The organism is Dactylosporangium cerinum (genome assembly GCF_042653625.1).
Classification (GTDB): Bacteria; Actinomycetota; Actinomycetes; order Mycobacteriales; family Micromonosporaceae; genus Dactylosporangium; species Dactylosporangium cerinum.
The window spans coordinates 91,691-114,648 of the sequence record NZ_JBHSIU010000068.1 but is presented as its reverse complement, the minus strand read 5'-3'; the positions used below and the strand labels follow the sequence as shown (position 1 = coordinate 114,648).

General features: G+C 72.6%; 20 protein-coding genes. 10 read left to right on the top strand and 10 right to left on the bottom strand.

The window, feature by feature from the left end; all coding sequences use genetic code 11:
• Nucleotides 1-63: 63 nt before the first annotated feature.
• The 4 genes from ACFPIJ_RS45680 (at nucleotide 64) to ACFPIJ_RS45665 (ending at nucleotide 2,730) form a co-directional block, all read left to right on the top strand.
• A complete protein-coding gene (locus ACFPIJ_RS45680; RefSeq protein WP_380125641.1) occupies nucleotides 64-1,011 on the top strand; it encodes an Lrp/AsnC family transcriptional regulator in 948 nt (315 codons plus the stop codon).
• Nucleotides 1,012-1,235: 224 nt separating this feature from the next.
• Nucleotides 1,236-1,610 carry a hypothetical protein gene (locus tag ACFPIJ_RS45675; protein WP_380125639.1) on the top strand — a complete coding sequence of 125 codons (375 nt, stop codon included), beginning with the start codon at nucleotides 1,236-1,238 and terminating at the stop codon, nucleotides 1,608-1,610.
• A 65-nt stretch (nucleotides 1,611-1,675) separates the two neighbouring features.
• Complete coding sequence (locus ACFPIJ_RS45670; protein ID WP_380125637.1) at nucleotides 1,676-1,984, top strand: hypothetical protein; 309 nt, start codon at nucleotides 1,676-1,678, stop codon at nucleotides 1,982-1,984.
• A gap of 29 nt (nucleotides 1,985-2,013) precedes the next feature.
• Nucleotides 2,014-2,730 (top strand): SDR family NAD(P)-dependent oxidoreductase, encoded by a 717-nt coding sequence (locus tag ACFPIJ_RS45665; protein ID WP_380125635.1) that lies wholly within the window; start codon nucleotides 2,014-2,016, stop codon nucleotides 2,728-2,730.
• A 73-nt stretch (nucleotides 2,731-2,803) separates the two neighbouring features.
• On the opposite strand, the gene ACFPIJ_RS45660 is transcribed toward ACFPIJ_RS45665, so the two are convergent.
• The 6 genes from ACFPIJ_RS45660 to ACFPIJ_RS45635 all read right to left on the bottom strand — a co-directional run bounded on the left by ACFPIJ_RS45660 (nucleotide 2,804) and on the right by ACFPIJ_RS45635 (nucleotide 10,477).
• The gene (locus ACFPIJ_RS45660) at nucleotides 2,804-3,037 is read right to left on the bottom strand and encodes a hypothetical protein (protein ID WP_380125633.1); all 234 of its coding nucleotides are present in this window, start codon (nucleotides 3,035-3,037) and stop codon (nucleotides 2,804-2,806) included.
• Nucleotides 3,034-3,447 (bottom strand): hypothetical protein, encoded by a 414-nt coding sequence (locus ACFPIJ_RS45655; RefSeq protein ID WP_380125631.1) that lies wholly within the window; start codon nucleotides 3,445-3,447, stop codon nucleotides 3,034-3,036. Before ACFPIJ_RS45655 ends, ACFPIJ_RS45660 begins: the two co-directional genes overlap by 4 nt.
• Before the next feature lie 151 nt (nucleotides 3,448-3,598).
• On the bottom strand, nucleotides 3,599-5,974 hold the full coding sequence (locus tag ACFPIJ_RS45650; protein ID WP_380125629.1) for an Hsp70 family protein: 2,376 nt from the start codon (nucleotides 5,972-5,974) through the stop codon (nucleotides 3,599-3,601).
• Nucleotides 5,971-7,083 carry a glycoside hydrolase family 26 protein gene (locus ACFPIJ_RS45645; protein WP_380125627.1) on the bottom strand — a complete coding sequence of 371 codons (1,113 nt, stop codon included), beginning with the start codon at nucleotides 7,081-7,083 and terminating at the stop codon, nucleotides 5,971-5,973. The genes ACFPIJ_RS45650 and ACFPIJ_RS45645 overlap by 4 nt, the downstream gene beginning before the upstream one ends.
• On the bottom strand, nucleotides 7,080-9,026 hold the full coding sequence (locus tag ACFPIJ_RS45640; RefSeq protein WP_380125625.1) for a glycosyltransferase family 2 protein: 1,947 nt from the start codon (nucleotides 9,024-9,026) through the stop codon (nucleotides 7,080-7,082). Before ACFPIJ_RS45640 ends, ACFPIJ_RS45645 begins: the two co-directional genes overlap by 4 nt.
• A gap of 224 nt (nucleotides 9,027-9,250) precedes the next feature.
• On the bottom strand, nucleotides 9,251-10,477 hold the full coding sequence (locus ACFPIJ_RS45635) for an MFS transporter (RefSeq protein WP_380125623.1): 1,227 nt from the start codon (nucleotides 10,475-10,477) through the stop codon (nucleotides 9,251-9,253).
• Between the two features lie 33 nt (nucleotides 10,478-10,510).
• On the opposite strand from ACFPIJ_RS45635, the gene ACFPIJ_RS45630 reads away from it, so the two are divergent.
• A complete protein-coding gene (locus ACFPIJ_RS45630) occupies nucleotides 10,511-11,290 on the top strand; it encodes an alpha/beta hydrolase (RefSeq protein WP_380125621.1) in 780 nt (259 codons plus the stop codon).
• Here ACFPIJ_RS45630 and ACFPIJ_RS45625 read toward each other — a convergent pair.
• Nucleotides 11,280-12,155, bottom strand: a complete 876-nt coding sequence (locus tag ACFPIJ_RS45625) for an NADP-dependent oxidoreductase (RefSeq protein ID WP_380125619.1) — start codon at nucleotides 12,153-12,155, stop codon at nucleotides 11,280-11,282. The genes ACFPIJ_RS45630 and ACFPIJ_RS45625 overlap by 11 nt on opposite strands.
• A gap of 101 nt (nucleotides 12,156-12,256) precedes the next feature.
• On the opposite strand from ACFPIJ_RS45625, the gene ACFPIJ_RS45620 reads away from it, so the two are divergent.
• Entirely contained in the window at nucleotides 12,257-13,198 is a 942-nt protein-coding gene (locus ACFPIJ_RS45620) for an AraC family transcriptional regulator (protein WP_380125617.1), read from the top strand.
• Between the two features lie 23 nt (nucleotides 13,199-13,221).
• Here ACFPIJ_RS45620 and ACFPIJ_RS45615 read toward each other — a convergent pair whose 3' ends face one another.
• Nucleotides 13,222-14,121 carry an AMIN-like domain-containing (lipo)protein gene (locus ACFPIJ_RS45615; RefSeq protein WP_380125615.1) on the bottom strand — a complete coding sequence of 300 codons (900 nt, stop codon included), beginning with the start codon at nucleotides 14,119-14,121 and terminating at the stop codon, nucleotides 13,222-13,224.
• Nucleotides 14,122-14,409: 288 nt separating this feature from the next.
• On the opposite strand from ACFPIJ_RS45615, the gene ACFPIJ_RS45610 reads away from it, so the two are divergent.
• From ACFPIJ_RS45610 to ACFPIJ_RS45595, 4 genes are all read left to right on the top strand, one after another.
• Nucleotides 14,410-14,907: a sigma-70 family RNA polymerase sigma factor gene (locus tag ACFPIJ_RS45610; protein ID WP_380125613.1), complete on the top strand. Its 498-nt coding sequence runs from the start codon at nucleotides 14,410-14,412 to the stop codon at nucleotides 14,905-14,907.
• Nucleotides 14,904-16,115 (top strand): hypothetical protein, encoded by a 1,212-nt coding sequence (locus ACFPIJ_RS45605; protein ID WP_380125611.1) that lies wholly within the window; start codon nucleotides 14,904-14,906, stop codon nucleotides 16,113-16,115. The genes ACFPIJ_RS45610 and ACFPIJ_RS45605 overlap by 4 nt, the downstream gene beginning before the upstream one ends.
• On the top strand, nucleotides 16,112-20,629 hold the full coding sequence (locus ACFPIJ_RS45600; protein WP_380125609.1) for an FtsK/SpoIIIE domain-containing protein: 4,518 nt from the start codon (nucleotides 16,112-16,114) through the stop codon (nucleotides 20,627-20,629). Before ACFPIJ_RS45605 ends, ACFPIJ_RS45600 begins: the two co-directional genes overlap by 4 nt.
• Nucleotides 20,630-20,727: 98 nt before the next feature.
• Nucleotides 20,728-21,591: a TIGR03620 family F420-dependent LLM class oxidoreductase gene (locus ACFPIJ_RS45595; RefSeq protein ID WP_380125607.1), complete on the top strand. Its 864-nt coding sequence runs from the start codon at nucleotides 20,728-20,730 to the stop codon at nucleotides 21,589-21,591.
• Nucleotides 21,592-21,640: 49 nt separating this feature from the next.
• Here ACFPIJ_RS45595 and ACFPIJ_RS45590 read toward each other — a convergent pair whose 3' ends face one another.
• On the bottom strand, nucleotides 21,641-21,946 hold the full coding sequence (locus ACFPIJ_RS45590) for a WXG100 family type VII secretion target (RefSeq protein ID WP_203844309.1): 306 nt from the start codon (nucleotides 21,944-21,946) through the stop codon (nucleotides 21,641-21,643).
• A gap of 26 nt (nucleotides 21,947-21,972) precedes the next feature.
• Nucleotides 21,973-22,857: a hypothetical protein gene (locus ACFPIJ_RS45585; RefSeq protein WP_380125605.1), complete on the bottom strand. Its 885-nt coding sequence runs from the start codon at nucleotides 22,855-22,857 to the stop codon at nucleotides 21,973-21,975.
• Nucleotides 22,858-22,958 lie beyond the last annotated feature (101 nt).

The following is a 22,958-nucleotide window of genomic DNA, read 5'->3' as shown; positions in this document are numbered from 1 at the left end:
GACCGCCTGGCGAAGCCATCCACGGCGAGCCGGTGGATTCCGACATTGGGCTAGGCTTCGCTGGTGGAAATCGACATGCTGGACCGGCAGATCGTGGACGCGCTGCGGGTCGACGGCCGGGCCGGGTTCAGCCGGATCGCCGAGCTCCTCGGCGTCTCCGACCAGACGGTCGCCCGCCGGTTCCGCCGGCTGCGCACCGAGGCGGGCGTCCGGGTCGTGGGCCTGCCCAACGGCGTCCGCCTCGGCTACGACAAGTGGATGATCCGGGTGCAGAGCACCCCCGGCGGCGCGTCAGCCATCGCCGAGGCGTTCGCCCGTCGCCCCGACACGACATGGGTGACCATCGCGTCCGGCGGCGCCGAGGTCACCTGCATCGTGCAGAACCCCGGCACCGCCGACCGCGACGCGCTGCTGCTGCAGAAGCTGCCGAACACCCCACGGCTCGTGTCGGTGCGGGCGCACTGCCTGATCCACTACTTCGCCGGTGGCGCCGTGGACGCCGCCGGCCCGAACGCGCTCACCCCGGAGCAGGCCGCCGCGGTGCGGCCGCCGGCCGCCGAGGGGCTGGCCGTGCTGCTCGACTCCGACCAGCCGCTCATCGCCGCTCTCGCCCGCGACGGCCGCACCGGGCTGCCCGAGCTCGCCACCGCTACCGGCTGGTCCGAGTCGACCGTCCGCCGCCGCCTCGAGCACCTGCTGCGCACCGGCGCGATCTTCTTCGACGTCGAGGTGAACCCGGTCCTGTTCGGCTTCAACGCCCGCATCATCCTGTGGATGTCCGTCGCCCCAGCACATCTGGAGACCGTCGGCCGGGCCCTGTGCACCCACCCGGAGGTCGTGTTCGCGGCGGCGACGACCGGCGCGACCAACCTCGTCGCCACCATCATCTGCCCCGACATGGCCGGCCTCTACGACTACCTCACCCACCGCATCGGCCCGCTCCCGGGCGTCGAACGCGTTGAGACCGCCCCGGCCCTGCGCCACGTCAAGCAGGTCGGCGCCGTATTCTAAGCCGCCAATATCACAAGGTTGACGCTCCGTCGGCGATGGGACATAAAGTCTCATGTGCTGGTCGCGCTGATAGCCTTCTTCCACACGGGGAGGAATCAATGCGAAGAGCATCGCTCACAGTTCTTCTGTGCACAGTTCTGGCGGCTGTCGCGGGTTGTGCCAAGGTGGACAGAACCACCGCGCAACATGCTGGCGCCGAGGCCCGCCCGTCACCGAGTGCGGGCATGTGCACCTCTGTCGACGTCGGGAAGCGGCGGCAGGAATTGCAGACGGGAAAGGCGAAAGGGCTCACCGAGCTCAAGGACGGCACTGCGGAGAACGGCGGTGGCTGGATCTACGAGTCCAGACCGCTCAACCTGAGCGGCCCCGGCGAGTATGACGTCGTGTTCGGCCCCCTCGACGCCGAGTTCGACTACCCGAAGAGTCCCACCGGAGTCTCCCTTGGCTGGCCACCGGACTTCCAGGGCAAGGTCACGCCGGTCCCGGGCCACGGCCCGGCCGTCTTCGCCGAGAACGGCACGCGTTGGCTGAGAGTCCCGCTCACGTTCTCGGATGTCGGCATCAATGGTTGCCGCAATCTCGTCGTCTTCATTCTCTAGATTCGGGTGGTCCGATGAAATGGCTTCGCGCTCGCCGGAGGCCGGCGAGGATCTCGATACTGTCGATGGCGGTGCTGTTGGGAGTACTGCTGCAACCGGCGAAGGCAACCGCAGCTGTTTGCGGCGGTTACTGGATGATTCCTTCGTACTCTTTCGTGCAGAACACCAATCAACTCGTCGCGTTCACCGCGATACCCGGTTCGATCATCGGTAGCACGTTCAACCAGGCGACGTCCGCCTACCCGCTGAACCTGTACGAGCAGATTCAGCAGGACAATTCCGCGGGGACCATCTACATGTATCTGCGCAATCCCGGGCCTGGCCCGGTGACGGCCTGGCCGACAAACTTCATCGGCCTGACCTGGAAATGCTAGGCGCGAAGGTCTCCCGCTAACCTGACCGGATGCGGAAGGTGGCGTTGGTGACCGGGTCGGCGTCGGGGATCGGGGCGGCGACGGCGCGGCGGCTGGCGGCGGACGGGATGACCGTCGTGGTCCACTCGCGGGCGAGCCGCGCGGCCGGGACCGCGCTCGCGGCCGAGCTCGGCGGCAGCTACCTGCAGGCCGACCTCGCCGACGACGAGGCCGCGTCCGCGCTGGTGCCCAGGGCGCTCGCCGAGCACGGGCGGCTCGACGTGCTGGTGAACAACGCCGGGATCAGCTGGCCCGTGCCGCACGCGGACCTGGCGGCGCTGACCGCCGCGGACTGGCGGCGGCTGCTGGACGTCAATCTGATCGCGCCCTGGCTGCTGTGCACCGCGGCCCTCCCGGCGCTGCGGGAGGCAGGCGGCTGCGTTGTCAACGTGACCAGCCACGCCGGGGTCCGTCCGAAGGGCAGTTCGGTCGCGTACGCCGCCAGCAAGGCAGCCCTGAACCACGTCACCAAGCTCCTGGCCGCGGCCCTCGGGCCGGACGTGCGCGTCAACGCCGTCGCCCCCGGGCTGGTCGACACCCCGATGACCGCGGACTGGGCCGACGCGCACGCGTTGTGGAACACGGCCAGCCCGATGCGCCGCCCGGCCCGGCCGTCCGACGTGGCCGACCTCATCGCCGCCGTCATCGGCAACGACTACCTGACCGGCGAGGTCATCCTCCTGGACGGCGGCCTGAACCTGCGCTGAGTCCGCGAGGGGCGGCGACCACACCCGCCGCCGTGAGACTCGACATGCTTCGGCGATCGCGGGCCGGGGAAGCTCAGAAGCCGCCGCTGTCGCTGTCGTACGCGTCCCGGATCCGCCGCTGCGACGCGGCGTAGGGCGACTCGTAGTCCCAGCTGGTCTCCAGCTGGGCAGCCTGGTCCCGGCTCAGCGCCTGCTCGGCCGGGTGCCGGAGCTTGGCGCAGTGCTCCTTGAACAGGTCCCGGCGGTCCGGCCACCAGCTGCCGACGGCCCAGACGAGCGGCACGACGATCAGCCCGCCGATGATCACCACTGCTCCCGGCGGAACGCGTCGCACCGGTCCCGCAGCTCGTGCTGCCAGTGCAGCTCCGACAGGGCGACGGGCTGGTCCAGGCCGCGCAGGCAGTCCAGGAGGGCGGCCGGGACGGGATGCTCCGGTGTCTCGGCCGGGTCGCCGCCGCGCGCCGTCACCAGCATCCTGCCCTCGGGGTGGATCGTGATCAGGTCGTCGAGCAGGAGCGCGGCGGCCGCGGACCGGTAGACGAAGGTGTTTGAATTGAACGCCACGGCGACCGCGTGATACGGATCGATCTCCACGCCGGGCAGTTCCGCCGCCAGCCTGCGGTCCCGGCGGGCCCGCCACGGATACAGCACGCCGAGCACGACGTACAGCACGGCCGCGGCCGCCGTCACCACACCCGCCACCGCAAGATTCGACACGCCTCGATGATTGCAAAGCCGCGCGAGCCCGCCGCCGTGGCGCGGGTCCACTACGGTTGACGCTTCCGGTCGAACACTGGCGGCAGGCCGCCCGCCGCGGGCATCCCGGCGCCCGGGCCAACCTGCGGGAGTTCTATCCCAGCGCCGGCGCCTAACTTTCGTGGGCGGTGAAGCGTTGCGTGGTGGTGCTGCCATCCGACTTGCGTTCCGTGTTGTAGCCGCCGACCGTGTACACGGTGGTGCCGTTCGTCGCGACGGCGATGCCGGCGCGGGGATCGGCGAGCTTCGGCAGCCGCCTGGCGACCCCGTCCTTCTCGCACCACCACTGGAACATCTTCGCGCCGTTGTTGCCGCCGAGCACGCACAGCCCATGACCCTCGAGGCGGACGGCGGAGGCGCCCTCGCGAGGCTGGGGCAGCGTCCGCGTGGTGCGCTCCAGGTTGGGTTCGACGAGCACGTCGACGTCGGCGTAGGTCTTTCCGCCGCCGCTGCCGCCGATGAACCAGCTGGTGCCGGCGCCGTCGGTCGCCGCGGTCAGTTTCGTCCTTGCGCGCTGCAGGGTGGTGGGCGCCACCTTCCAGGACTGGCCGTCGTCCGCCAGTCTCCAGATCGTGTCGTGCGCCTCGTGGTCGGTGCCGACGCCACCGGCGAAGATGATGGTGGTGCCGTCGTGGACCGCAGCGCCGCCCTGACGGGCGTCCGGCAGTTGCGTGGTCTCCTGCCACGTCCCGTCCTGGAGGACGTAGGTGTTCGCGGTTGCGCCCCGTTCGGTGGCGCCGCCGAAGATGTGCAGGCGACCCGCTGCCACCACCACGGCCATCTGGGACGTCCCGAACTGCAGCGGCGGCCCCGGTGACCACGTGTTGGTCGCGGTGTCGAGGATCGAGACGGTGTTGAGGTACTGGCGCTGGCTGCCGGCCGTGTAGCCGCCGATGATGTACAGCTTGCCGTCGAGCAAGGCGGCGCCCGCGCCCTCGATGCCGACGGTGGTCGGGACGTCCGGCAGGGTCTCCCACGAGCCGAGCGGGTCCGGCCGGGTGAAGTACCAGACGCCACCCGCGACGAGCAGCAGCGCCACGACCGCGGCGGCGATCAGCGGCAGGAGGCGCCGCCCGGTAGGTGGCGCCGGCACCGGAAGGGGGGTCGCCGGAGCGCCAGTGGTCGGCATGGGCGGTGCCGACACGGGCAGGCCGGAGACCGGTGCACCGGACACCGGCATCCCGGAGACCGGCACGGCCGGCACGGCCGACACGGGCGCCTCAGCCGGAGAGACCGGAGAGACCGGAGAGACCGGGGATACGGGGTAGGCCGGGGAGACGGGCTGCGTGCCGTAGACGACGCCGCTCTGGCCGGTGAGCTGTTGCGCCGGGTACCCCTGGGTCTGATACGCCCCGCCCGGCGCCGTCTGCCGGGGCAGCTGGCCGGCGACGGACGCGGTGCCGGTCGCGCTGGTGCCGGTGAGCTCCGCCGGGTGGACGACGGCGCCCTCGGCGACCGGCAGCTCCGGCTGCTCCAGGACGGTGGGCACGACGCCGAGGGCGCGGTGCAGCATGCGGGCGACCAGCGGCACCCGCGACGACCCGCCCACGAGCATGATCCCGGCGAGCTGGTTCGGGGCGAGCCGGCAGCTCGCCACGACCCGCGAAGTCTCCGCGATCGTCTGGCGCAGCATCGGCTCGACGAGCGCCTCGAGCTCGTCGCGGGTGAGGTGCAGCGCCGCCTCGATGCCGGGGACGGAGATCGGGGCGGCGGCGGTGCGCGACAGCATCTCCTTCGCGCCGCGGACGTCCTCCCAGAACAGCCGCCGGTCGCGGCGGTCCTGCGCGGTGACCGGTGCCTGCAGGCGCTGCCACACGGCGGGGTCGGAGCGGCGCAGGTGGGCGCCGACGTGCTCGACGAGGGTGGCGTCGATGTCGAGGCCGCCGATGTCCTCGAGGCCGCCGGCGCCGATGACGGTGAAGCCGGTCTCGTCGTGGCGGACGACGGCGATGTCGATCGTGCCGCCGCCGAAGTCGTAGACGACCATGGCCGCGCCGCGTGGCAGGGGATGGTTGAGGGCGCTGATGAAGTAGCGGGCGGCGGCGACCGGCTCAGGGACCAGGCTCACCTGGCGCCAGCCCGCGAGGGCCGCGGCCTCCTGGAGCAGGGAACGGCGGGTGTGCGCCCACGACGCCGGATAGGTGAGCACGACCGGCGGTGGGGTACGGGTGATCTCCGCGACGCCGGCGGCGGCGGCCCGCAGCACCGAGGCGAGCATCTCCCGGGTCGGGACCTCGGTGTTGCCGAGCAGGACGGTGGTCTCGTCGATGCGCCGCTTCGGGTTGGGTTCGTAGCGGCCCGGGTCGAGCTGGGCCAGCCGCTGCGCGTCGCGGCCGACCGCGAGCTGACCGTTGTCCTGGAGGAACACCGCGGACGGCATGAGCGGGGCGCCGTCGAAGAGGACCGGGCGGCGCCGGCCGTCGGGGGAGCGGATCACCGCGACGGTGTTGGAGGTGCCGAGGTCGATGCCGACGACGTATCCCGTCATGGTGTGCTCCCAGAGCGACGAACGACCAGCGGCACCATGTCAGGAGCGTAGGACGCGGAGAAGTAGGGCTGCGAGATCCCGGTCGCGAACGCCTTGGACGCCGCGGGGGTCGCCGCGATCCGCCAGTCGGTCTCCTTGACCGACTCGTACCAGAGGAACCCGATGATCTCCGGGTGCTTCGGCAGCGTCTTGAGCAGGTCGGTGATCCACTCTGCCTTGCGTCCGGCGGCATCGGTGGCCGCGACCTCGGTGACGACGATCGGTCGCTTCGAGATCGCGGTGACCGACGTCAGGGTCTTGCGGTAGATCTGGTCGAAGGTCTGGTACTGCTCGAGCCCGCCGGTGCCGTAGTAGCCGGACAGGCCGACCCAGTCGACGTAGTCGTCGCCGGGGTACAGCTGCTGCAGCGGGGTCGAGCCGTCGTAGGCGACGTTGGGGCTCCACACCCAGGTGACGTTGGTGGCGCCGGCGGCCTCGAAGAGGTCGTGCACGTGCCGCCACGCGGCGACGTAGTCGCCCTTGCGGTTGCCGTTGGCGGACTCGCACCACGGGTACCAGTAGCCGTTCATCTCGTGCGCGAAGCGGATCGCGACCGGGTAGCCGAGGCTCTTCACGCCGGCCGCCCACGCCTTGATGTAGCCGTCGTAGGCGCCGCCGCTGATCTTCGACAGCCGGTACTCGGGCTGGTTGCCGCGGGAACTGTCCTGTTTGGACTCGGAGCGGAAGTTCCACGGCTCCCAGCCGAGCATCGGCAGCATGCCCCGGTTCATGATGCGGTCGAACGGCTGCCGGTCGAACGTCTTGGCGACCGCCCAGCCCTGGGAGAACATCATCACCTGCGGTCGCTTGCCGGCGGCGGCGACGAACCCGTCGTATTCGGTCAGGTCCGCCGGGCCGCGCGAGGTGAACACGCCGAAGAACGCCTTCCCGGCCGGCGGGAAGGTGACCTGCCGCCCCGGTGACGGGGTGAACGTCGGCCGCGGCTCGGTCCGTTTCGTCTCCCAGCGGACCGCGGGGCCGGTCTCGGCGGCGACCCGCGGCGCGACGACGAACGTGTAGCCGCCGACGAGCAGCAGCGCGGCGAGCATGAGCCGGGGCAGCGTGATCACACCGGCTCCTTCTCCGGGGTGGCGGCGGGGCGCGGGCCCGGGACGATCAGGTCGAGCCCGGGCACGTGCGGCAGGTCCGACAGCCGGATCGTCGACGTGGTGGTGATCGACTCGCGGACCACGGCGGCCTTGCCGCGCACGGTCATGATGAGCGGGCCGGTGGCCGTGGTCAGGTCGGCCTCCTGCTCGGTGATCCGCCGGTTGCGCAGCCACGTGATCCACGCGATGAGCGGCGGCGAGACCCCGGCGACGATGCTGAGCGCCGACCAGAACCGCAGCGCGTCGGAGTGGTGGCCGAGCCAGACGCTCACCCCGAGCAGCGCCGCGGACACCCCGGCCCACGCCGCGTGCAGGCGGAACGACTTCGGCCCGTCGGCGCTGGCGAGGCGGCCCTTGGCGGTGACCGCGTACGCGAGCGGGCGGCGCAGCAGGGCGGCGACCCCGGCTACGACGTACACCGGCACCGCGAACAATGCCAGCAGCATGCCGTGCACGCCGAGCTCGCGACGCTCGTGCTCGGCGAGGTTGAACCGGCGCAACCACAGCCACAGCAGGGCCCAGCTGCCCATGCTCGCCGACCACAGGAGCAGCCACAGCTGCCACTCGACCCGCACCGCGCCGATGCCGAAACCCAGATACGCGGCGGTGGCGAGGGTGCCCGACACCGCGGACAGCGCGACGCTCGGGTAGTAGGACTGCACCAGGCCGTAGCAGAGCCGCTGCCCGGCATTGAGGTTCTTCAGGAAGCGCCGGCTGCGCAGCAGGATCTCCCACACCCCGTAGGCCCAGCGCTTCTGCTGGTTGAAGTAGTCGGTCCAGGTCGTCGGGCCCTCGCCGACGGCGACCACGTCGGGGGTGTAGACGCCCTTCCAGCGGCGGTCGGTGAGCGGGTTCTTCGCGCCCATGACGACCATCGAGGTGAGGTGGTCCTCGATGATGCTGTCCTGGTATCCGTCGATCAGCGCCCACGCCAGCGGCCGGTAGAGGTGGTTCGTGCCGATGAGCAGCGGCGCGCCGAGCCCGTTGCCGCCGCGTTCGATCAGGCCGCTGAAGAGGTACTGCTGCACCGACGCGCCGTGCACGACCCAGCCGCCGTACATGTTGCCGTACACCTGCGGGGCGACGACGAACGCGACGTCGGGGTCGCGGAAGTAGCCGACGGTGCGCTCCAGGAAGCTCGGCAGCGGCACGTGGTCGGGGTCCATCTGCGCCACCACGTCGTAGACGTGCTCGTGGGTGAAGCGCCACGCGTTGTGGTTGCCGGCCTTGGTCTTGGCCCGGAACGGCCCGTCGGGCTGGTTGAACTCCGGCTTGCCGCGGCGGCTGAAGTGCTTCACGCCGAGCTTCTTCGCCATCGCCTTGACCCGGGGGTCGTTGCCCTCGTCCAGGATCCAGATGTCGACGTGCCCGGGGTAGCGGACCTTCTGCATCGCCTTCAGGGACCGTTCGACGACGTCGATCGGCTCCTTGGCCGGCACGATCGTGGTGAGCATCGCGATGCGCAGGCCCGGCTCGGGGACCATCGGCACCGGGTCGGCGGCCTTCCACGCGAACACCCACACGGCGAGGTTCTGCAGCAGCCGCACCAGCTCCACGAGGATCACGAAGCAGAACGCGACCCGGGCCACGATCACCTGCCAGTCGGCGGCGTCCGCCTGGGACATGGCGCCGGGGACGTGCCGCGGCAGGGCGAGCCAGCCGATGAAGACGATCGCGGTCAGGAAGTTCAGCGAAATGAGGGCGCTGAGCATGAACCGCTGCGCCGGGCGGGCCGTGCTTCTGTACACGACCGGCAAATGGGGACCGGCAGGGGTGGTGAGGGGACCGGTGAGGGTGTTGCAGGCCGCATAGGCGCGGTGGGTGTCGGCGTCGCGCAGGCGTCGCGCCAGCGCTCGTTTCTCGGCGGGCGTGGTGCGGACGGTCGCGAGCTGCTCGTCCGTCACGTTGCCTGCCCCCTACCGGTCCCCTTGCGCGATGCCGAAACGGCTTGAACTAGCCCGATCGTAGGTGAGTCCGCCCATCGCGCCGAGTACACTTTCGGCTGCTTCAACATTGGTACAGGTGGATTTCAGCTTCGGTGTTTTTCCAGGTGGAAGCGGTTCGGGCGGGACGTACTCCCAGCGGTTCCGGCCTGATACACGGGAGAATGTAGAAGATCCGACAGCCGTCACACGTTCGGATTACCGGACTTTTCCGGACATGCGACGGCCTTCACCGGTTCGTGCTGTGGCGCCTCCCCGGCCGCGGGCGCCGCCGCCGGCAGCAGTGGGTCGACCAGCAGCGCGCTGAGCGCCGCGGCGATGAGCAGCGCGCCGGCGAGCGCGACCGCCCGCACGCTGACGTCCTCGATGATCACGCCGCCGATGAACGAGCCGGCCGAGATGCCGATGTTGAACGAGGAGCTGCTGCCGGCCGACGCCATGTCGGTGCTGCCGGGTGCGACCTGCAGCACCCGGTTCTGCACCGCCGCCGCGAACGCCGCATACGCCGCGCCGGTCGCCGCGAGGGACGCGATGGTGAAGGCCCGCACGGTGCCGCCGGCGTACAGGACCACGGCCGCGGCGCACAGCAGCGCCACCGGCACGGCCAGGGCGGGCCACGGGTGCCGGTCGAGGAAGCGGCCGACGACGAGCGTGCCGACGACGCCACCGACACCGGAGACCAGCAGCAGTGGCCCGAGCGACGAGGCGTCGAAGTGCGTCACGTCGAGCAGGTACGGCGTCACGTAGGTCTGTGCCGTCATCGACCCCGCCACCCCCAGCGAGGTGACGAGCAGCAGCAACAGGTAGCGCCGCCGGTCCGGGGTCATCGCGCGGGCGGAGGCGGCGCCCGACGGCAGCGACGCCGGCAGCAGCGCCACGACCGCGACGCACGTCGCCGCCCCGATGACGGCCATCACCCCGAACGCCGCCCGCCACCCGAGCTGCTGGCCCAGCCACGTGCCGAGCGGCACCCCGAGCACCGGCGCGAGCGACGCCCCGATCGACATCCTGGCCACCGTGCGTCCCCGCTGCGACGGCGGGAACATCGCGGTCGCGGTCGACGCCACGATCGACCAGAACAGCGCCTGCGTCAACGCGACGACCAGCCGCGCCCCGAGCAGCATCGCGTATCCCTGCGCGACCGCCGACATCGCCGTCGCCGCCGCCGACACCCCGAGGGTCGCGCCGAGCAGCAGCCGCCGCGGCAGCCTGCGGGTCAGCGCCGCCATCGGCACCGACAGCAGCACCACGACCGCCGCATAGCCCGTGAGCAGCAGCCCGACCTCGGCCCGGCTGCGGTGCAGGTCGTCGGCGATCAAGGTCAACAGGCCGATCGGCATCACCTCGACGGTGACGAACGTGAATGTCGCCACCGACAACGCGGCGAGGGCGGCGTTGGCGCGGCGTTCCACACCGCCCACCTTAAGGCGTGTTTAGGTTGGTGCATGGCCCTCGTTCGCTGTGATTTCTTCTCCGACGTCCTCGGCTTCAGCACTTCGATGACCGTCGTGCTGCCCCAGCGCACCACCGGGCAGATCGGCATGTCCGGCAGTGGCCGCGACGGCGACCTGCCGACCCTGTTCCTGCTGCACGGCCTCAGCGACGACGACACCATCTGGACCCGGCGCACATCGATCGAGCGCTACGTCGCCGACCTCGGCATCGCCGTGGTCATGCCGCAGGTCCACCGCAGCTTCTACACCGACGAGGTGTGGGGCCGCCCGTACTGGACCTTCGTCGCCGAGGAACTGCCGGCGATCGCCCGCAGCTTCTTCCGGCTGTCCAGCGACCCGGCGGAGAACTACGTGGCCGGCCTGTCGATGGGCGGCTACGGCGCGTTCAAGCTCGCCCTGCGCCACCCGTCGCGGTTCGGCGCGGCCGCGAGCCTGTCCGGCGTCCTCGACCTCGGCGACCGGATCCGCACCATGACCTCCGAGATCGACCCCTTGATGTGGCGGCGCGTCTTCGGCGACGGCCCCTTCGACGGCGGCGACAACGACCTCCTCGCCCTCCTGGACCAGGTCACCGACCCGCCGCCGCTGTTCCAGTGGTGCGGCACCGAGGACCCGCTGTATGAGGGCAACGTCCGCTTCCGCGACGCCTGCGCCAAGCGCGACATCCCGCTGACGTCGCAGTTCAGCGCCGGCACCCACGACTGGTCGCACTGGGACGACAAGATCCGTGACGTCCTCGCCTGGCTGCCCCTGCCGTCCCTCAGGTCGTGAGGATGATCTTCCCGCGGGTCCGGCCCGCCTCCGCCTCGCGGTGCACCGAGGCCAGGTCGGTGAAGGGATGGGACCCGGCGACGTCGACCCGGACCGTGCCGGCGTCGACGAGATCGACCAGGGCGGCGAGGTGCCGGGTGTCGTTGCGGGCCACGAAATGCACCCCGATCGGGACGGTGGCCGACACGAAGATTCCGCCCTTGGCGAGCAGTGGCAGCAGCGACCCGGCCGTCGCGGCGCTGGTCGGGACGAGGTGCAGGATCGCGTCGACCGGTTCGTCGATCGCGTCCTGGAGGGTGGTCGCCGTGTAGTCGACGACCTCGTCGGCACCCTGACGGCGGACCAGGTCGGCGCTGCGGGCGCTGGCGGTGGCGATCACGTGCGCCCCGGCGTGCCGGGCGAGCTGGACGGCGAACCCGCCGACGCCGCCACCGGCACCGTTGATCAGCACCCGCTGCCCGGGCCGGACGTCCGCGTGCTCGAACACCGCCTGCCAGGCGGTGAGGCCCGCGACCGGGATGGCGGCGGCGTGCGCGAGCGGGATGGTGCGCGGCGCGGCGACGAGCGTGGCCGCGTCGGCGGTGACGTAGTCGGCCGTGGCCCCGTGGACCCGGCCGATGACCCGGTCGCCGGCGGCGAGGCCGGTCCCGCCGGGCTCGACGACCGTGCCGGCGACGTCGCCGCCGAGCGTGAGCGGCAGCTCCATCGGGAGGATCTCGCGCAGCAGCCCGCGGCGCAGCCCGACGTCGGACGGGTTGAACGAGGTCGCGGCGACCCGGATCAGCACCTCACCCGGACCTGGCACCGGCAGCGGGATGTCGTCGGCCCGGATCTCGGCCGCGTCGCCGTACCGATGGATTCGCATGGCTCTCATGCTTTCGAACCTACGGCGGCGCCGGGAGACGAACCATGCGTCACAGTCCCTCGTTCATACCTGATCGTCTCGCCGGCGATACTGTGGCGGGCATGGACGTGCTCAGCGACGTGATCACGGTGATGCGGACCGGCCGGCCCCGCTCGGCGCGGGTGGCCTGGCACGCGCCATGGGCGCAGCAGTTCGCGGCCGTGCCCGGCGCCGCCGGCTTCCACGTGATCCTGCAGGGGCCGTGCTGGCTCGTCCTGCCCGGCGCCGACCCGGTGCCCCTCGGGGCCGGGGACGTGGTGTTCCGGCCCCACGGAGACGGGCACGCCCTCGCCGGCAGCCCGTCGACCCGGCCGAGCACACCCCCGTGCGACCCGAACGACCCGCAGCTGCTCCAGCGCTACGCCACCGACACCGTCGGCGTCCCTACCGGCGCGCCGGTCACCGTGACGCTCTGCGGGGCCTACGAGGTCGATCCGGCCCGGGTCCATCCGCTGATGCGCGACCTGCCCGACCTCATCCACCTCCCCGCGCACCTCGGCCGGCACCCTTCGCTGCGGGCCACGGTGGACCTGCTCGCCGCCGAGCTGGAGCGGCCCGGGCTCGGCACGGACGCCATCGTGCCCGCGCTGCTCGACACGCTGCTGCTGCACATCCTGCGGGCGTGGCTGACGCGGCAGCCCGCCCCCGCGACCACGACCGGCTGGGCCGCGGCGCTCAACGACCCGGCCACCACCGCGGCGTTGCAGGCCATGCACCGGGATCCGGCGCGGCCGTGGACCGTCGCGGCCCTCGCCGGGGAGGCCGGGCTGTCCCGGGCGCCGTTCGCGCGCCGGTTCACCACCCTGCTCGGCCAGCCGCCGCTGACCTACCTGACCTGGTGGCGGATGACCACCGCGGCCCGGCTCCTGCAGGAGTCCGACGCGCCGCTCGGCGTCATCGCGGCGAAGGTCGGCTACACGTCCGAGTTCGCCTTCGCCGCCGCGTTCAAACGCCAGCACGGCACGCCGCCGGGCAGATACCGCCGCGGGCCGGCGGACGGGTGATCCGCCGGTCCACAGTGGACGGTTCAGTGGGCGATGTCGACGACGACCCTGGTCGGGTTCGACAGCAGCATCACCCGGTAGCCGGTGCGGTGGCCGGTGGTGATGAACGCCGACACCGTCCCGTTGTCGTAGACGTTGAACGACACCGACTTCGCCTGGCCGAGCCCGACCGGGGCCGGGTTCGGGCCGCCGACCACCCCGCGCTGGGTGGTGGCGGCGGTGAACCCGACGAAGACCGTCGACGGGTTCGGCACGGTGTAGGCGACCATGACCAGCGGGGTGGTCGCGGTGGCCAGGTCGAACACGACCCGGTCGTAACCGGGGTGGGTGGCCGACCGGACGCCGGTGATCTGGACCTGCGCGGCGGTCCCGGCGCCGCCGCTGAACCGTTCGGTGGTGAACGGCTGGGTGGGCTGGTGCGCCACGTCGACGGCGAGCCGCGGCGGGTTGGTCAGGCGCAGCACCCGGAACCCGACCCGGTCCGCCACGCCGAGCCCGAAGGTGATGTGCCCCTCGAACGCACCGCCGGACTTGATCTGCAGCAGGGTCGGCAGCCGGGGGTCGTAGACCCGGCCGAGATCGACGGCGGGGTACGCGCCGTCGAACACGACCCGCAGGGTGGCCGCGCCGGCGAGCGGGATCGGCTGGCCGGTGCCCTCGGCGACGAGCGGGGCGTATTCGACGCGGTAGCCGGGGGTGCCGCCGGTGAAGTCGAAGACCGTCCGGTCGTAGGCGTCGTGGCGGCCGGTCCGCAGCCCCACGAGGGTCGGCGGGTTCGGGTCCCAGGGATTGGCCGTCGCGGTGCCGGTGACGGGGGTGACGCTCGTCGGGGCGGGCAGATCCCCCGCCGCCGACGCGGTGCCGGTCACGAGGAGCGCCGGCAGAAGGATGGCGGCGACGGACAGGATTCGGAGCGGGTGCATCCGCATGGTGATGGCCTTCCAGGGGGTGGCGATCGATGACACGTCGCAGACGCCCCAGTCACCGTCCCGGTTTACCGCACTCGCGCCGGCGTCCTTGATCGGACAGCGCGCCGCCGCGTCACCCGCCCGGCCGGCGTCGGCCGATGATCGGTATCAGTCGATGAACGGACACGCTGTGTTCACCTTTCGCTAGTCGTAGGCAATCCGGCGCTGCCAGTGTGGGCGCGGAAGCGCCCAACGAACGAAGACCGGGCGTTCAGCACGATGCACCGGAAGGCTGCGCCCAACGTGAGTTCTGCCGACGCGGCCCGCGACCTCGGTGACCAGCGCGCCGTCCTGCACCGCTACGTGACCAGGCTCGTCGCCCCCGACCTGCACCAGGCCGAGGACATCGTCCAGGAGACCCTGCTGCGCGCGTGGCAGCACGCCGACCAGCTCGACTGGGCCCAACGCCCGATCCGGCAATGGCTGTTCCGGATCGCGCGGAATCTCGTCGTCGACGCCTGGCGCAAGGACCGCAGTGTGCCGATCGGCATCGCCGCCGACCTGTTCCCCGAACGCGCCGACCGCAGCGACCTGGCCGAGACCGTCGCCGACCGGCACCTCCTGCTCCACGGTCTGCGGCAGCTGCCGGCGCAGCACCGGGAGATCCTGGTGCACGTCCACCTGCTCGGGCGCGGCGGCGACGACACCGCCCACGCCCTCGGCATCCCCCGCGGCACCGTGAAGTCCCGCACCCACCATGCCCTGCGGGCCATGCGGGTCGCACTTGGAGAGGCCGCATGACGTCCTTCCTCTCCGAGCAGCGCGGCCCGATCAGTGCCCTGCTCGGCGGGCTCGGCCTGCTCATTCTCGCCCTGGTCCTGCTGCAACGCTCCGTGCGCCGCGCCGGCGGATGGCGGGTCGTGCGGCGCCGCCTCGCGCGCGAGGTCCGGCAGACCGCGGCGGCGTTCGTCCGTCCGGTGCGCCGGTGGTGGCGGTACCGGCGGCGGCTCCAGCTGCTGCGCCGCCTGCTCGCCGACCCGCAGACCTGGTCAGCGGTCGAGACCGCGTTGTGCGAGGTCCCGGCACCCGGCCGGCAGCCCTACGCGGCGATCGTCTCGGGCGGTTCGGTCGGCGTGTACCTGACCGGCGCGCCCTGCGCCGCGCCGGACGACCCGGCCTGGACGGTCGACGAGGACGACCCGTTGCTCTGGTGGACGCCGATCGACCCGGCCGCGCCCGGTGGCGCCGGCCCGGTGCTGGTCGCGGCCGGCGTGGAGGACCTGCGCGGCGGTGCCGTCTTCCTCGACCTGGCCGCCGGCCCCGCCACCCACGCCACGACCGGTGACGAACGCACCGCCCTCGCCCTCGTCCAGTCCGTCGCGGCCCAGCTGGAGGTGCGCCAGCCGGACGGCACCGTCACCATCGGCCCGGGCGTCCATCCCCGCTTCGAGGGCGCGACCACGACCACCGCGACCGAGTTCCTGATCTCCGCCGGCGTACCGGACGTCACCCGCCCGGACCTGCGCACCGTCCAGCTCGGCGGGGCACGCGGCCGGGCCAGGCTGCTCGTCGCGGATCGCGCAGGTCTCGTACGCCCGCTCGGCACCCCCCTCGTCCTGGACGTCACGCCGCTGCCGAGGTCGGTCGCCCGCACCTTGGGCACCATCCCGCCGGCACCTCGCCGGCCGGCCACTGGCCCGGCCCTCGACGAGGACGCCTTCGTCGCGCTGCTCGACAACCTCCCACCTCAGCGGACCGCTCCCACCGCGCCGGCGCCCCGGACCTCGACCGCCCCGCCCGCGACCGCCCCGCCCGTGTCGGCACCGGCTGCGGCGACGGCGGCCGGCCCGGCCCGGCCTCCGGTGTCGCCGCGGGCCGCCCACGCCGGCGAACCGCCGGCGGGCGGGCCCGGCGAGGACGAGTTCGACGAGCCCGGGCCCACCGCGCTCGGGGTTTCCGCCGGCCTCGGGGAAGGCGCCCGGGCGGCCACGAGAGGCGAGTTGCCGTGAACCTCACCCTCAGCACCGTCGACGGGATCGACGGGACGCGCCGGGACCACCTCGTCGACCTGCCCGGTGGGTGCACCGTCGCCGAGCTCAGCGCCGCGCTCGACCGGCCCGCCGACGACGGGCCCGGCAGGTTCCTCGCCGGTGCCGGTCCGGCGAGGAAGATCTTCCTCGCCGGTGCCGAGGTGCCGCTCACCGCCGCCGTGCACGGCTCCGGCATCAGATCCGGGACCGTCCTCGGCCTCGGCCGGCCCGTCCGGCAACGGGATCAGGTCCGGGTCCCGTCACCCGACGCCGGGCCCGTCCTCGCCGAGGTCCACGTCGTGTCCGGCCCGGCCGCCGGACGGAGCTGGCTGTTGACCGCGGGCAGCTGGGAGGTCGGCACCGCAGGGCACTGCGCGATCCGCGTCGACGGCCCCGACGCGCCGGCCCGCGGGCTCTGGGTGACCGTGTCGACCCGGGGCACCGTGACCTGGCACCGGGAGTCCGGCGGCGAGGACGGCGAGGTCCGGCCCGCTGTCGTGGAGCCGCCGTACGCGTTCGACCCGGACACCGGGATGACGCTCGAGGGAGGGGAGCGGCCGGCCGTACCGGACGCGCAGCAGGACGACCAGCACGGCAGTCGCTGGGAGGCCGGCACGGACCTGGCCGTCGGGCCGGTGCTGCTGCGGCTCGTGGCGCCCGTGGTCGCGGACGCGGCGATCACCGAGGCTGCCGACGGGATCGCGCTGGACTACAACCGGCCGCCGCGGATCGCGCCGCACCTGGACGCCGAGCGGGTGCGGCTGCCGAACCCGCCGACCCGCCCGCCGCGGCAACCGTTCCCGCTGCTGATGCTCATCGCTCCCATCGTGCTCGGGCTCGTCCTCGTCGGGGTGTTCCGGTCGTACTTCTACCTGGTCTTCATTCTGTTCACCCCGGTCATGGCGATCACCAACTGGATGGTGGGGCGGCGCGGCAACCGCAAACAGCACGAGGACCAGTGGCGGCGGTACCGGCTGCGGATGGACTCCCTGCAGCGGGAGATCCACGAAGCGGTCCGGCAGGAACGGCACGTGCGGTGCGTGACCGGGCCCGACCCGGCGACCCTCGGCCTCGTCGCGACCGGGCCCGGCGTGCGGCTGTGGGAGCGGCGCCGGCGGGACCCCGACCATCTGCTGGTGCGGCTCGGCACCGCGGACCTGCCGTCGGTGAAGGAGATCGACGACCCCGGCCGCGACGAGAACCACCGCACGGTGCGCTGGAACATCCGCGACGTGCCGGTCGGCCTCGAGCTCGCCGAGTACGGCGTCGTCGGTGTCGCCGGGCCGGTCGCGCCGGTGCAGGCCCTGGCGCGGTGGTTCGTCGCGCAGAGCGCCGTGCTGCACAGCCCCCGGGACCTGCGCGTCGTGGTGCTCACCGAGCCGCAGCGCAGCGACGGCTGGAGCTGGGTCCGCTGGCTGCCGCACCTGCGGCCGGCCGGCGGTGGGGGCGGGCCGATGGTCAGTGTCGGCAACGACCCGGAGAGCGTCGCCAACCGCGTCGCCGAGCTCGTCGCCCAGCTGCAGGCCCGGCAGCGGGCGCTCGGCTCGTCGCTGGGCAAGGCCATGTTCACCGACCCTGACGTGCTCGTCATCCTCGACGGCGCCCGGCAGTTGCGGGACGTGCCCGGGGTGGTGCAGCTGCTCACCGCCGGGCCCCGGGTGCGGCTGTTCAGCATCTGCCTCGACGAGCAGGAACGCCTCCTGCCGGAGGAGTGCACCGCCGTCGTGGTGGCCGCCGCGACGACGGTGACCCTGCGCCGCACCGGCAACGCCGACCTCACCGGCGTCCGCGCCGACCTCGTCGACGTCGACTGGTGCGAGCGGCTCGCCCGCGCCCTCGCCCCGCTGCGCGACGTCAGCCCCGAACACGACGCCGGGCTGCCCCGCGAGGTGCGGCTGCTGGACCTGCTCGACCTCGAGCCGCCCGATCCGGCCGAGCTGCTGCGCCGGTGGGAGCGGCGGCCGGCGAGCACCACCTTCATGCTCGGCCGCGGCTACGACGGCCCGCTGGCCCTGGACCTGGTCCGCGACGGCCCGCACGGGCTCGTCGCCGGCACCACCGGATCCGGCAAGTCGGAGCTGCTGCAGGCGTTCGTGGCGTCGCTCGCCGCCGCGAACCGGCCCGACGAACTGACCTTCGTCCTCGTCGACTACAAGGGCGGCAGCGCGTTCCGGGAGTGCGCCGAACTGCCGCACACCCTCGGCATGGTCACCGACCTCGACGCGCACCTCGTCCAGCGGGCGATGGAGTCCCTCGGCGCCGAACTGCGCCGCCGGGAACGGATCCTGGCCGACGCGGAGTGCAAGGACCTGCCCGCCTACCGCGCGAAACGGGCCGTGGACCCGTCGCTGCCCCGCCTGCCGCGGCTGCTGCTGGTCATCGACGAGTTCGCCACCCTCGTGCGCGAGGTGCCCGACTTCGTGCCCGGCCTGATCGGCATCGCCCAGCGCGGCCGGTCCCTCGGTATCCACCTGATCCTCGCCACCCAGCGGCCCGCCGGGGCGGTCACCCCCGACATCAAGGCCAACACCAACCTGCGGATCGCGTTGCGGGTCACCGACACCGTCGAGAGCCAGGACATCATCGACACCGGCGAGGCCGTCAACATCTCACCCGGCAACCCCGGCCGCGCCCTGGTCCGCGCCGGGCACCGCACCGCGGTGCCGTTCCAGGCCGCCTGGGTCGGCGCCGGCCGGCACCCCGACGGCGCCGCACCCGTCGCGGCGGCGCCGCTGCGCACCGCCGAGCTGTCCTGGCAGCGCCTCGGCCGCCCGGTCGACCTTCCCGCCCCCGACCTCGACCCGCACGCCCCCGCCGCCATCGTCCCGACGGACCTGCAGGCATTCGTCGCCACGGTCGTCGCGGCCGCCGGCGGTCTCGCCGACCTCGTCGCGCAGCCGAGCCCGTGGCTGCCGGCGCTGCAGGACCGGGCGCTGCTCTCCGAGCTGGCGGTGCGGCGGGAGGGTGCGGTGCATGAGAGCGTGCCCCCGCTGATCCCGTACGCCCTCGAGGACGTCCCACAGCTCCAGCAGCGCCGGGTCGCGACCGTCGACCTCGGCACGTTCGGCCACCTCTACGTGATCGGTGCGCCGCGCTCCGGCCGCACCCAGGTGCTGCGGACCATCGCGGGCGCCGCCGCGCAGCGGGCCAGGGTCCGGGACGTGCACCTGTACGGCATCGACGCCGCCGGCGGTGGCCTCACGGCCCTGGAGGCGTTACCGCACTGCGGCGGGGTCGTGTCCCGGCACGACATGGAACGCCTCGAACGGCTCCTGCGCCGGCTCGGCCGCGAGCTGACCGAACGGCAGGAACGCTGCGCCGCGCTCAGTTGCGCCGGGCTCGTCGAGCTGCGCCGCCGGGTGCCCGCCACCGAGCGGCCACCACACATCCTGCTGTTCATCGACGGCTGGGACGCCCTCGCCCCCGTCCTCGACGAGCACGACCAGGGCCGGCTCCTCGGCGACGTGACCCGCATCGTGCGGGAGGGCGCCGCCGCCGGCATCCACGTGATCGCCACCTCCGAGCGGGCCCTGCTGGGCGGGCGGCTCGCCGCGCACAACGACCACAAGCTGCTGCTGCGCCAGGCCGACCGCAACGACTACCAGCTCGTCGGCATCCTGCCGAGCAAGGTCCCGGCGACGATCCCGGCCGGTCGGGGCTGGCACGTGCTGTCCCGCACCGAGACGCAGGTCGCGCTCCTGGACCCCGACGACAGCGGCCAGGCCCAGGCCGCCGCCCTGCGCAGGATCGGCGCCGCGGCAACCTCGTCCGCGGCCGAGGACAGGCCGTTCACGGTCGCCGGGCTGCCGGCGAGCGTCGCGTTCACCGACGCCTACGAGCAGGTCCCCGCGGCGCTGCGGCGCCCGATGTGGGGGCTGCTCGGCGTCGGCGGTGACGACGGCACCGCGGTCGGCGTCGACCTCGCCACCACGTCGGCGTTCTACGTCGGCGGCCCACCCGGCACCGGCCGCAGCAACGTCCTGGCCACCCTGGCCGTGTCGCTGCTCGCCGGCGGCACCGGACTGATCGTCTTCACCCCGCGGGAGTCGCCGCTGCGGGCCCTCGCCCGGCACGCCCAGGTCCGGCTGTTCACCGACCCGGACCCGGGCAACGACGCCGTGCAGGCCGCGCTGGCCGAGCTGCGGGCCCCGGCGGTGGTCCTGGTGGACGACGCCGACCTGCTCACCACCCCCGCGGCGGACAAGGTGCTCCGGGCGGTCGCGACGTCGGGCCGCGACCACGGGCAATGCGTCGTGTACGCCGGCGCGGCCGACGCGCTGTCGATCGGCCTCGGCGCCTGGCTCACCGCGGCCCGCCGGGCCCGGCGCGGGCTGCTGCTGGCCCCCCGGTCCGTCACGGAGGGCGACGCGATCGGCGCCCGGCTCACCTCCAGCCAGGTCCGCGGCGCCGCCCCGGTCGGCCGGGCGTACACGTCCGGGCCGGCCGGCACCGCGCTCGCCGTGCAGGTCCCCCTCACGGTCCTCCGCGACTGAGCGGCGGGGTGGTTCTGGCGTTGGACGCACGAAGGTCGTGCCGGGAACGTGTGCCGGTGGCGATAATTGCGCCAGCGTCTCAGAGGAGCTGATCCGGCATGGCGGCCCGACTCGTCAGTGTGTGGCAACCGTTCTTCCTCCGCAGCGAGGACCTGACCGCGGCCCTCGACGCCGCGACCGAACTGGAGGGGCTCGGCTACTCCCGGATCTGGTTCTCGGCCGGGTTCGGGGCCGGCGTCCCCCCGCGCTTCCGGGACATCCTGGACGGGACCAAACGTATCGGGGTGGCCCCGGGCATCCTCTCCATCTGGCACGCGCCGCCGGCCGAGGTGGCGGCGTTCACGAGCGACGCGGAGCGGACCCATCCCGGCAGGTTCCTGGCCGGTCTCGGCGCCAGTCACGCATCCATGGTCGAGGCGAAGGGCGACGCGTACCGCAAGCCGTACTCGAAGATGGTGGAGTATCTCGACGCCCTCGACGCGGCCGGCGTCGCGGCCGACCGGCGGGTCCTGGCCGCGCTCGGGCCGCGGATGCTGGAACTCGCCCGTGACCGTTCGGCCGGCGCGCACCCGTACTTCGTCACCGCCGAGCACACCGCGGAGGCGCGGGCGGTCCTCGGCCCCGACCGGCTGCTCGCTCCGGAGGTCGCCGTCGTCGTCGACCCGGACGCGGCAACCGCGCGCGCAACCGCCCGCCAGTACATGGCCGGATACCTCGAACTGCCCAACTACACCAGGAACCTGCGCCGGCTCGGGTGGACCGAGGACGACCTGACCGGCGGCGGCAGTGATCGCCTCGTCGACGCGGTCATCCCCTGGGGCACGGTCGAGCAGGTCGCCGCCGGGATCGAACAGCACTACCAGGCCGGCGCGGACGAGGTGGCGATCCAGGTCCTCAACGGCGGCACCGCCACGGTGTTCCCGGCCCGGGCGTTCCGCGCCCTCGCCGCGGCGCTGATCTGACCCCGGGCCGGCCCGCGGCGGCCGCAACGGGCCGCCGCGGTCCGGTGGGTCAGGAGCCGGCGGAGCGGATCTTGCCGGCCATGTCGACGTCCATCTCCTCCATCGAGGTGCGGATGTCGCGGAACTGCTTGGCGAAGTCGTTGATGCCCTTCATCGCGGCGAGGAGGCTGGTGTTGAACTTGTCGTAGGACTCCTTCATCGCCGGGCTGGACTGCTGGAACACCAGGCCGTCCTCGAGCAGGTTGGACACGTCGCTGCGCAGCGACTCCAGCATCGGCAGGATGTCGCGGACGGCGCCGTCGAGGCGGGTCGAGGTCGCCTCGATCTTGTCGTAGTCGAGTGAGATGTTGGGCATCGCGGGCTCCTTCGGTCGGACAGCGGTCAGACGGCGGTCGGATAGCTGGAGTAGTCGGTGTCGTCCTCGGGGGTGGTCTTCTCGACCTCGTCCCACCGCGCGTACTGATCGCCGCGCGTGTATTTCGTCACGGTGCCATTGCTCTCGGTAACGGTCATGGTGCCGCCGCCGCCCTCGTTCAGGGCGATCACCGTGTGCGTGGTCGAGCCGTCGCCGGACGTCGTGTCGGTCACCGACGAGCCGTGCTCGCCCGTCGTCGTCACGGAGTGCGTCGTGCTGCCGTCGCTGTACGTGGTGTCCGTCGTGTACGACTTGTGATCCGGCGTGTACGTGGTCGTCGAGGTGTACCGCTGGTCGCCGTTGACGACCGTGGTCTCCTCCTTGATCACGTTGTTGTTCTCGTCGAGGGTGAGGTGGGTGTGCACCGACCCGGTCTCGGTCGTGATCGTCGAGTCCGTCGGCGGCGGCCCGGGGTCGGTCGCGGAGCAGAATCCCGGCATCGACCCGTCCGGCCCCGGGACGCAGTCACCCCGATGTGCCTGCAGGTAGTCCCAGGCGGCCTTGTCGTCCTTCCACCGGTCCAGGTCCAGGCTGGCGCCCATCATGCCCATCCCGTTGGCGATCTGGGCGTCGACGTCGAAGTAGCCGTCGGCGACCGCGCCGAAGATGTCGCCGAGCTCCCGCAGGTCGGATTCGGCCTTGCTCATCGGGTGCTGGGCGATCCGGTACAGGCTGCGAAACGACTCAGCCAGCCCGTCGTTGCCGAACACCGCGTCGGAGTCCTCGTACTCGATGCTGCCGACCTGCGAGAACGCCGTGTCGCCGAGCTTCGGCCCGATCCGGTCGGCGAGATCGTGCAGGTCCTTCTTGGCCTCGTGCAACAGCCCGTAGTCGATGGCGAAGTCGGGCACCGCGGCCTCCTCTCGTGGTTCCGCTCGTGTCCCGCCCAGACCACGTGTGAACCGTCCGGCGGGTTCACACGTGGTCATGCAGATCCGGTGAGAGGGGGCTG

Coding starts and splice junctions, on each gene's coding strand:
- ACFPIJ_RS45675 (WP_380125639.1), top strand. CDS start 1,236: ATGTGCACCTCTGTCGACGTCGGGAAGCGGCGGCAGGAATTGCAGACG.
- ACFPIJ_RS45670 (WP_380125637.1), top strand. CDS start 1,676: ATGGCGGTGCTGTTGGGAGTACTGCTGCAACCGGCGAAGGCAACCGCA.
- ACFPIJ_RS45665 (WP_380125635.1), top strand. CDS start 2,014: ATGCGGAAGGTGGCGTTGGTGACCGGGTCGGCGTCGGGGATCGGGGCG.
- ACFPIJ_RS45650 (WP_380125629.1), bottom strand. CDS start 5,974: ATGACGGGATACGTCGTCGGCATCGACCTCGGCACCTCCAACACCGTC.
- ACFPIJ_RS45630 (WP_380125621.1), top strand. CDS start 10,511: ATGGCCCTCGTTCGCTGTGATTTCTTCTCCGACGTCCTCGGCTTCAGC.
- ACFPIJ_RS45625 (WP_380125619.1), bottom strand. CDS start 12,155: ATGCGAATCCATCGGTACGGCGACGCGGCCGAGATCCGGGCCGACGAC.
- ACFPIJ_RS45620 (WP_380125617.1), top strand. CDS start 12,257: ATGGACGTGCTCAGCGACGTGATCACGGTGATGCGGACCGGCCGGCCC.
- ACFPIJ_RS45615 (WP_380125615.1), bottom strand. CDS start 14,121: ATGCACCCGCTCCGAATCCTGTCCGTCGCCGCCATCCTTCTGCCGGCG.
- ACFPIJ_RS45605 (WP_380125611.1), top strand. CDS start 14,904: ATGACGTCCTTCCTCTCCGAGCAGCGCGGCCCGATCAGTGCCCTGCTC.
- ACFPIJ_RS45595 (WP_380125607.1), top strand. CDS start 20,728: ATGGCGGCCCGACTCGTCAGTGTGTGGCAACCGTTCTTCCTCCGCAGC.
- ACFPIJ_RS45590 (WP_203844309.1), bottom strand. CDS start 21,946: ATGCCCAACATCTCACTCGACTACGACAAGATCGAGGCGACCTCGACC.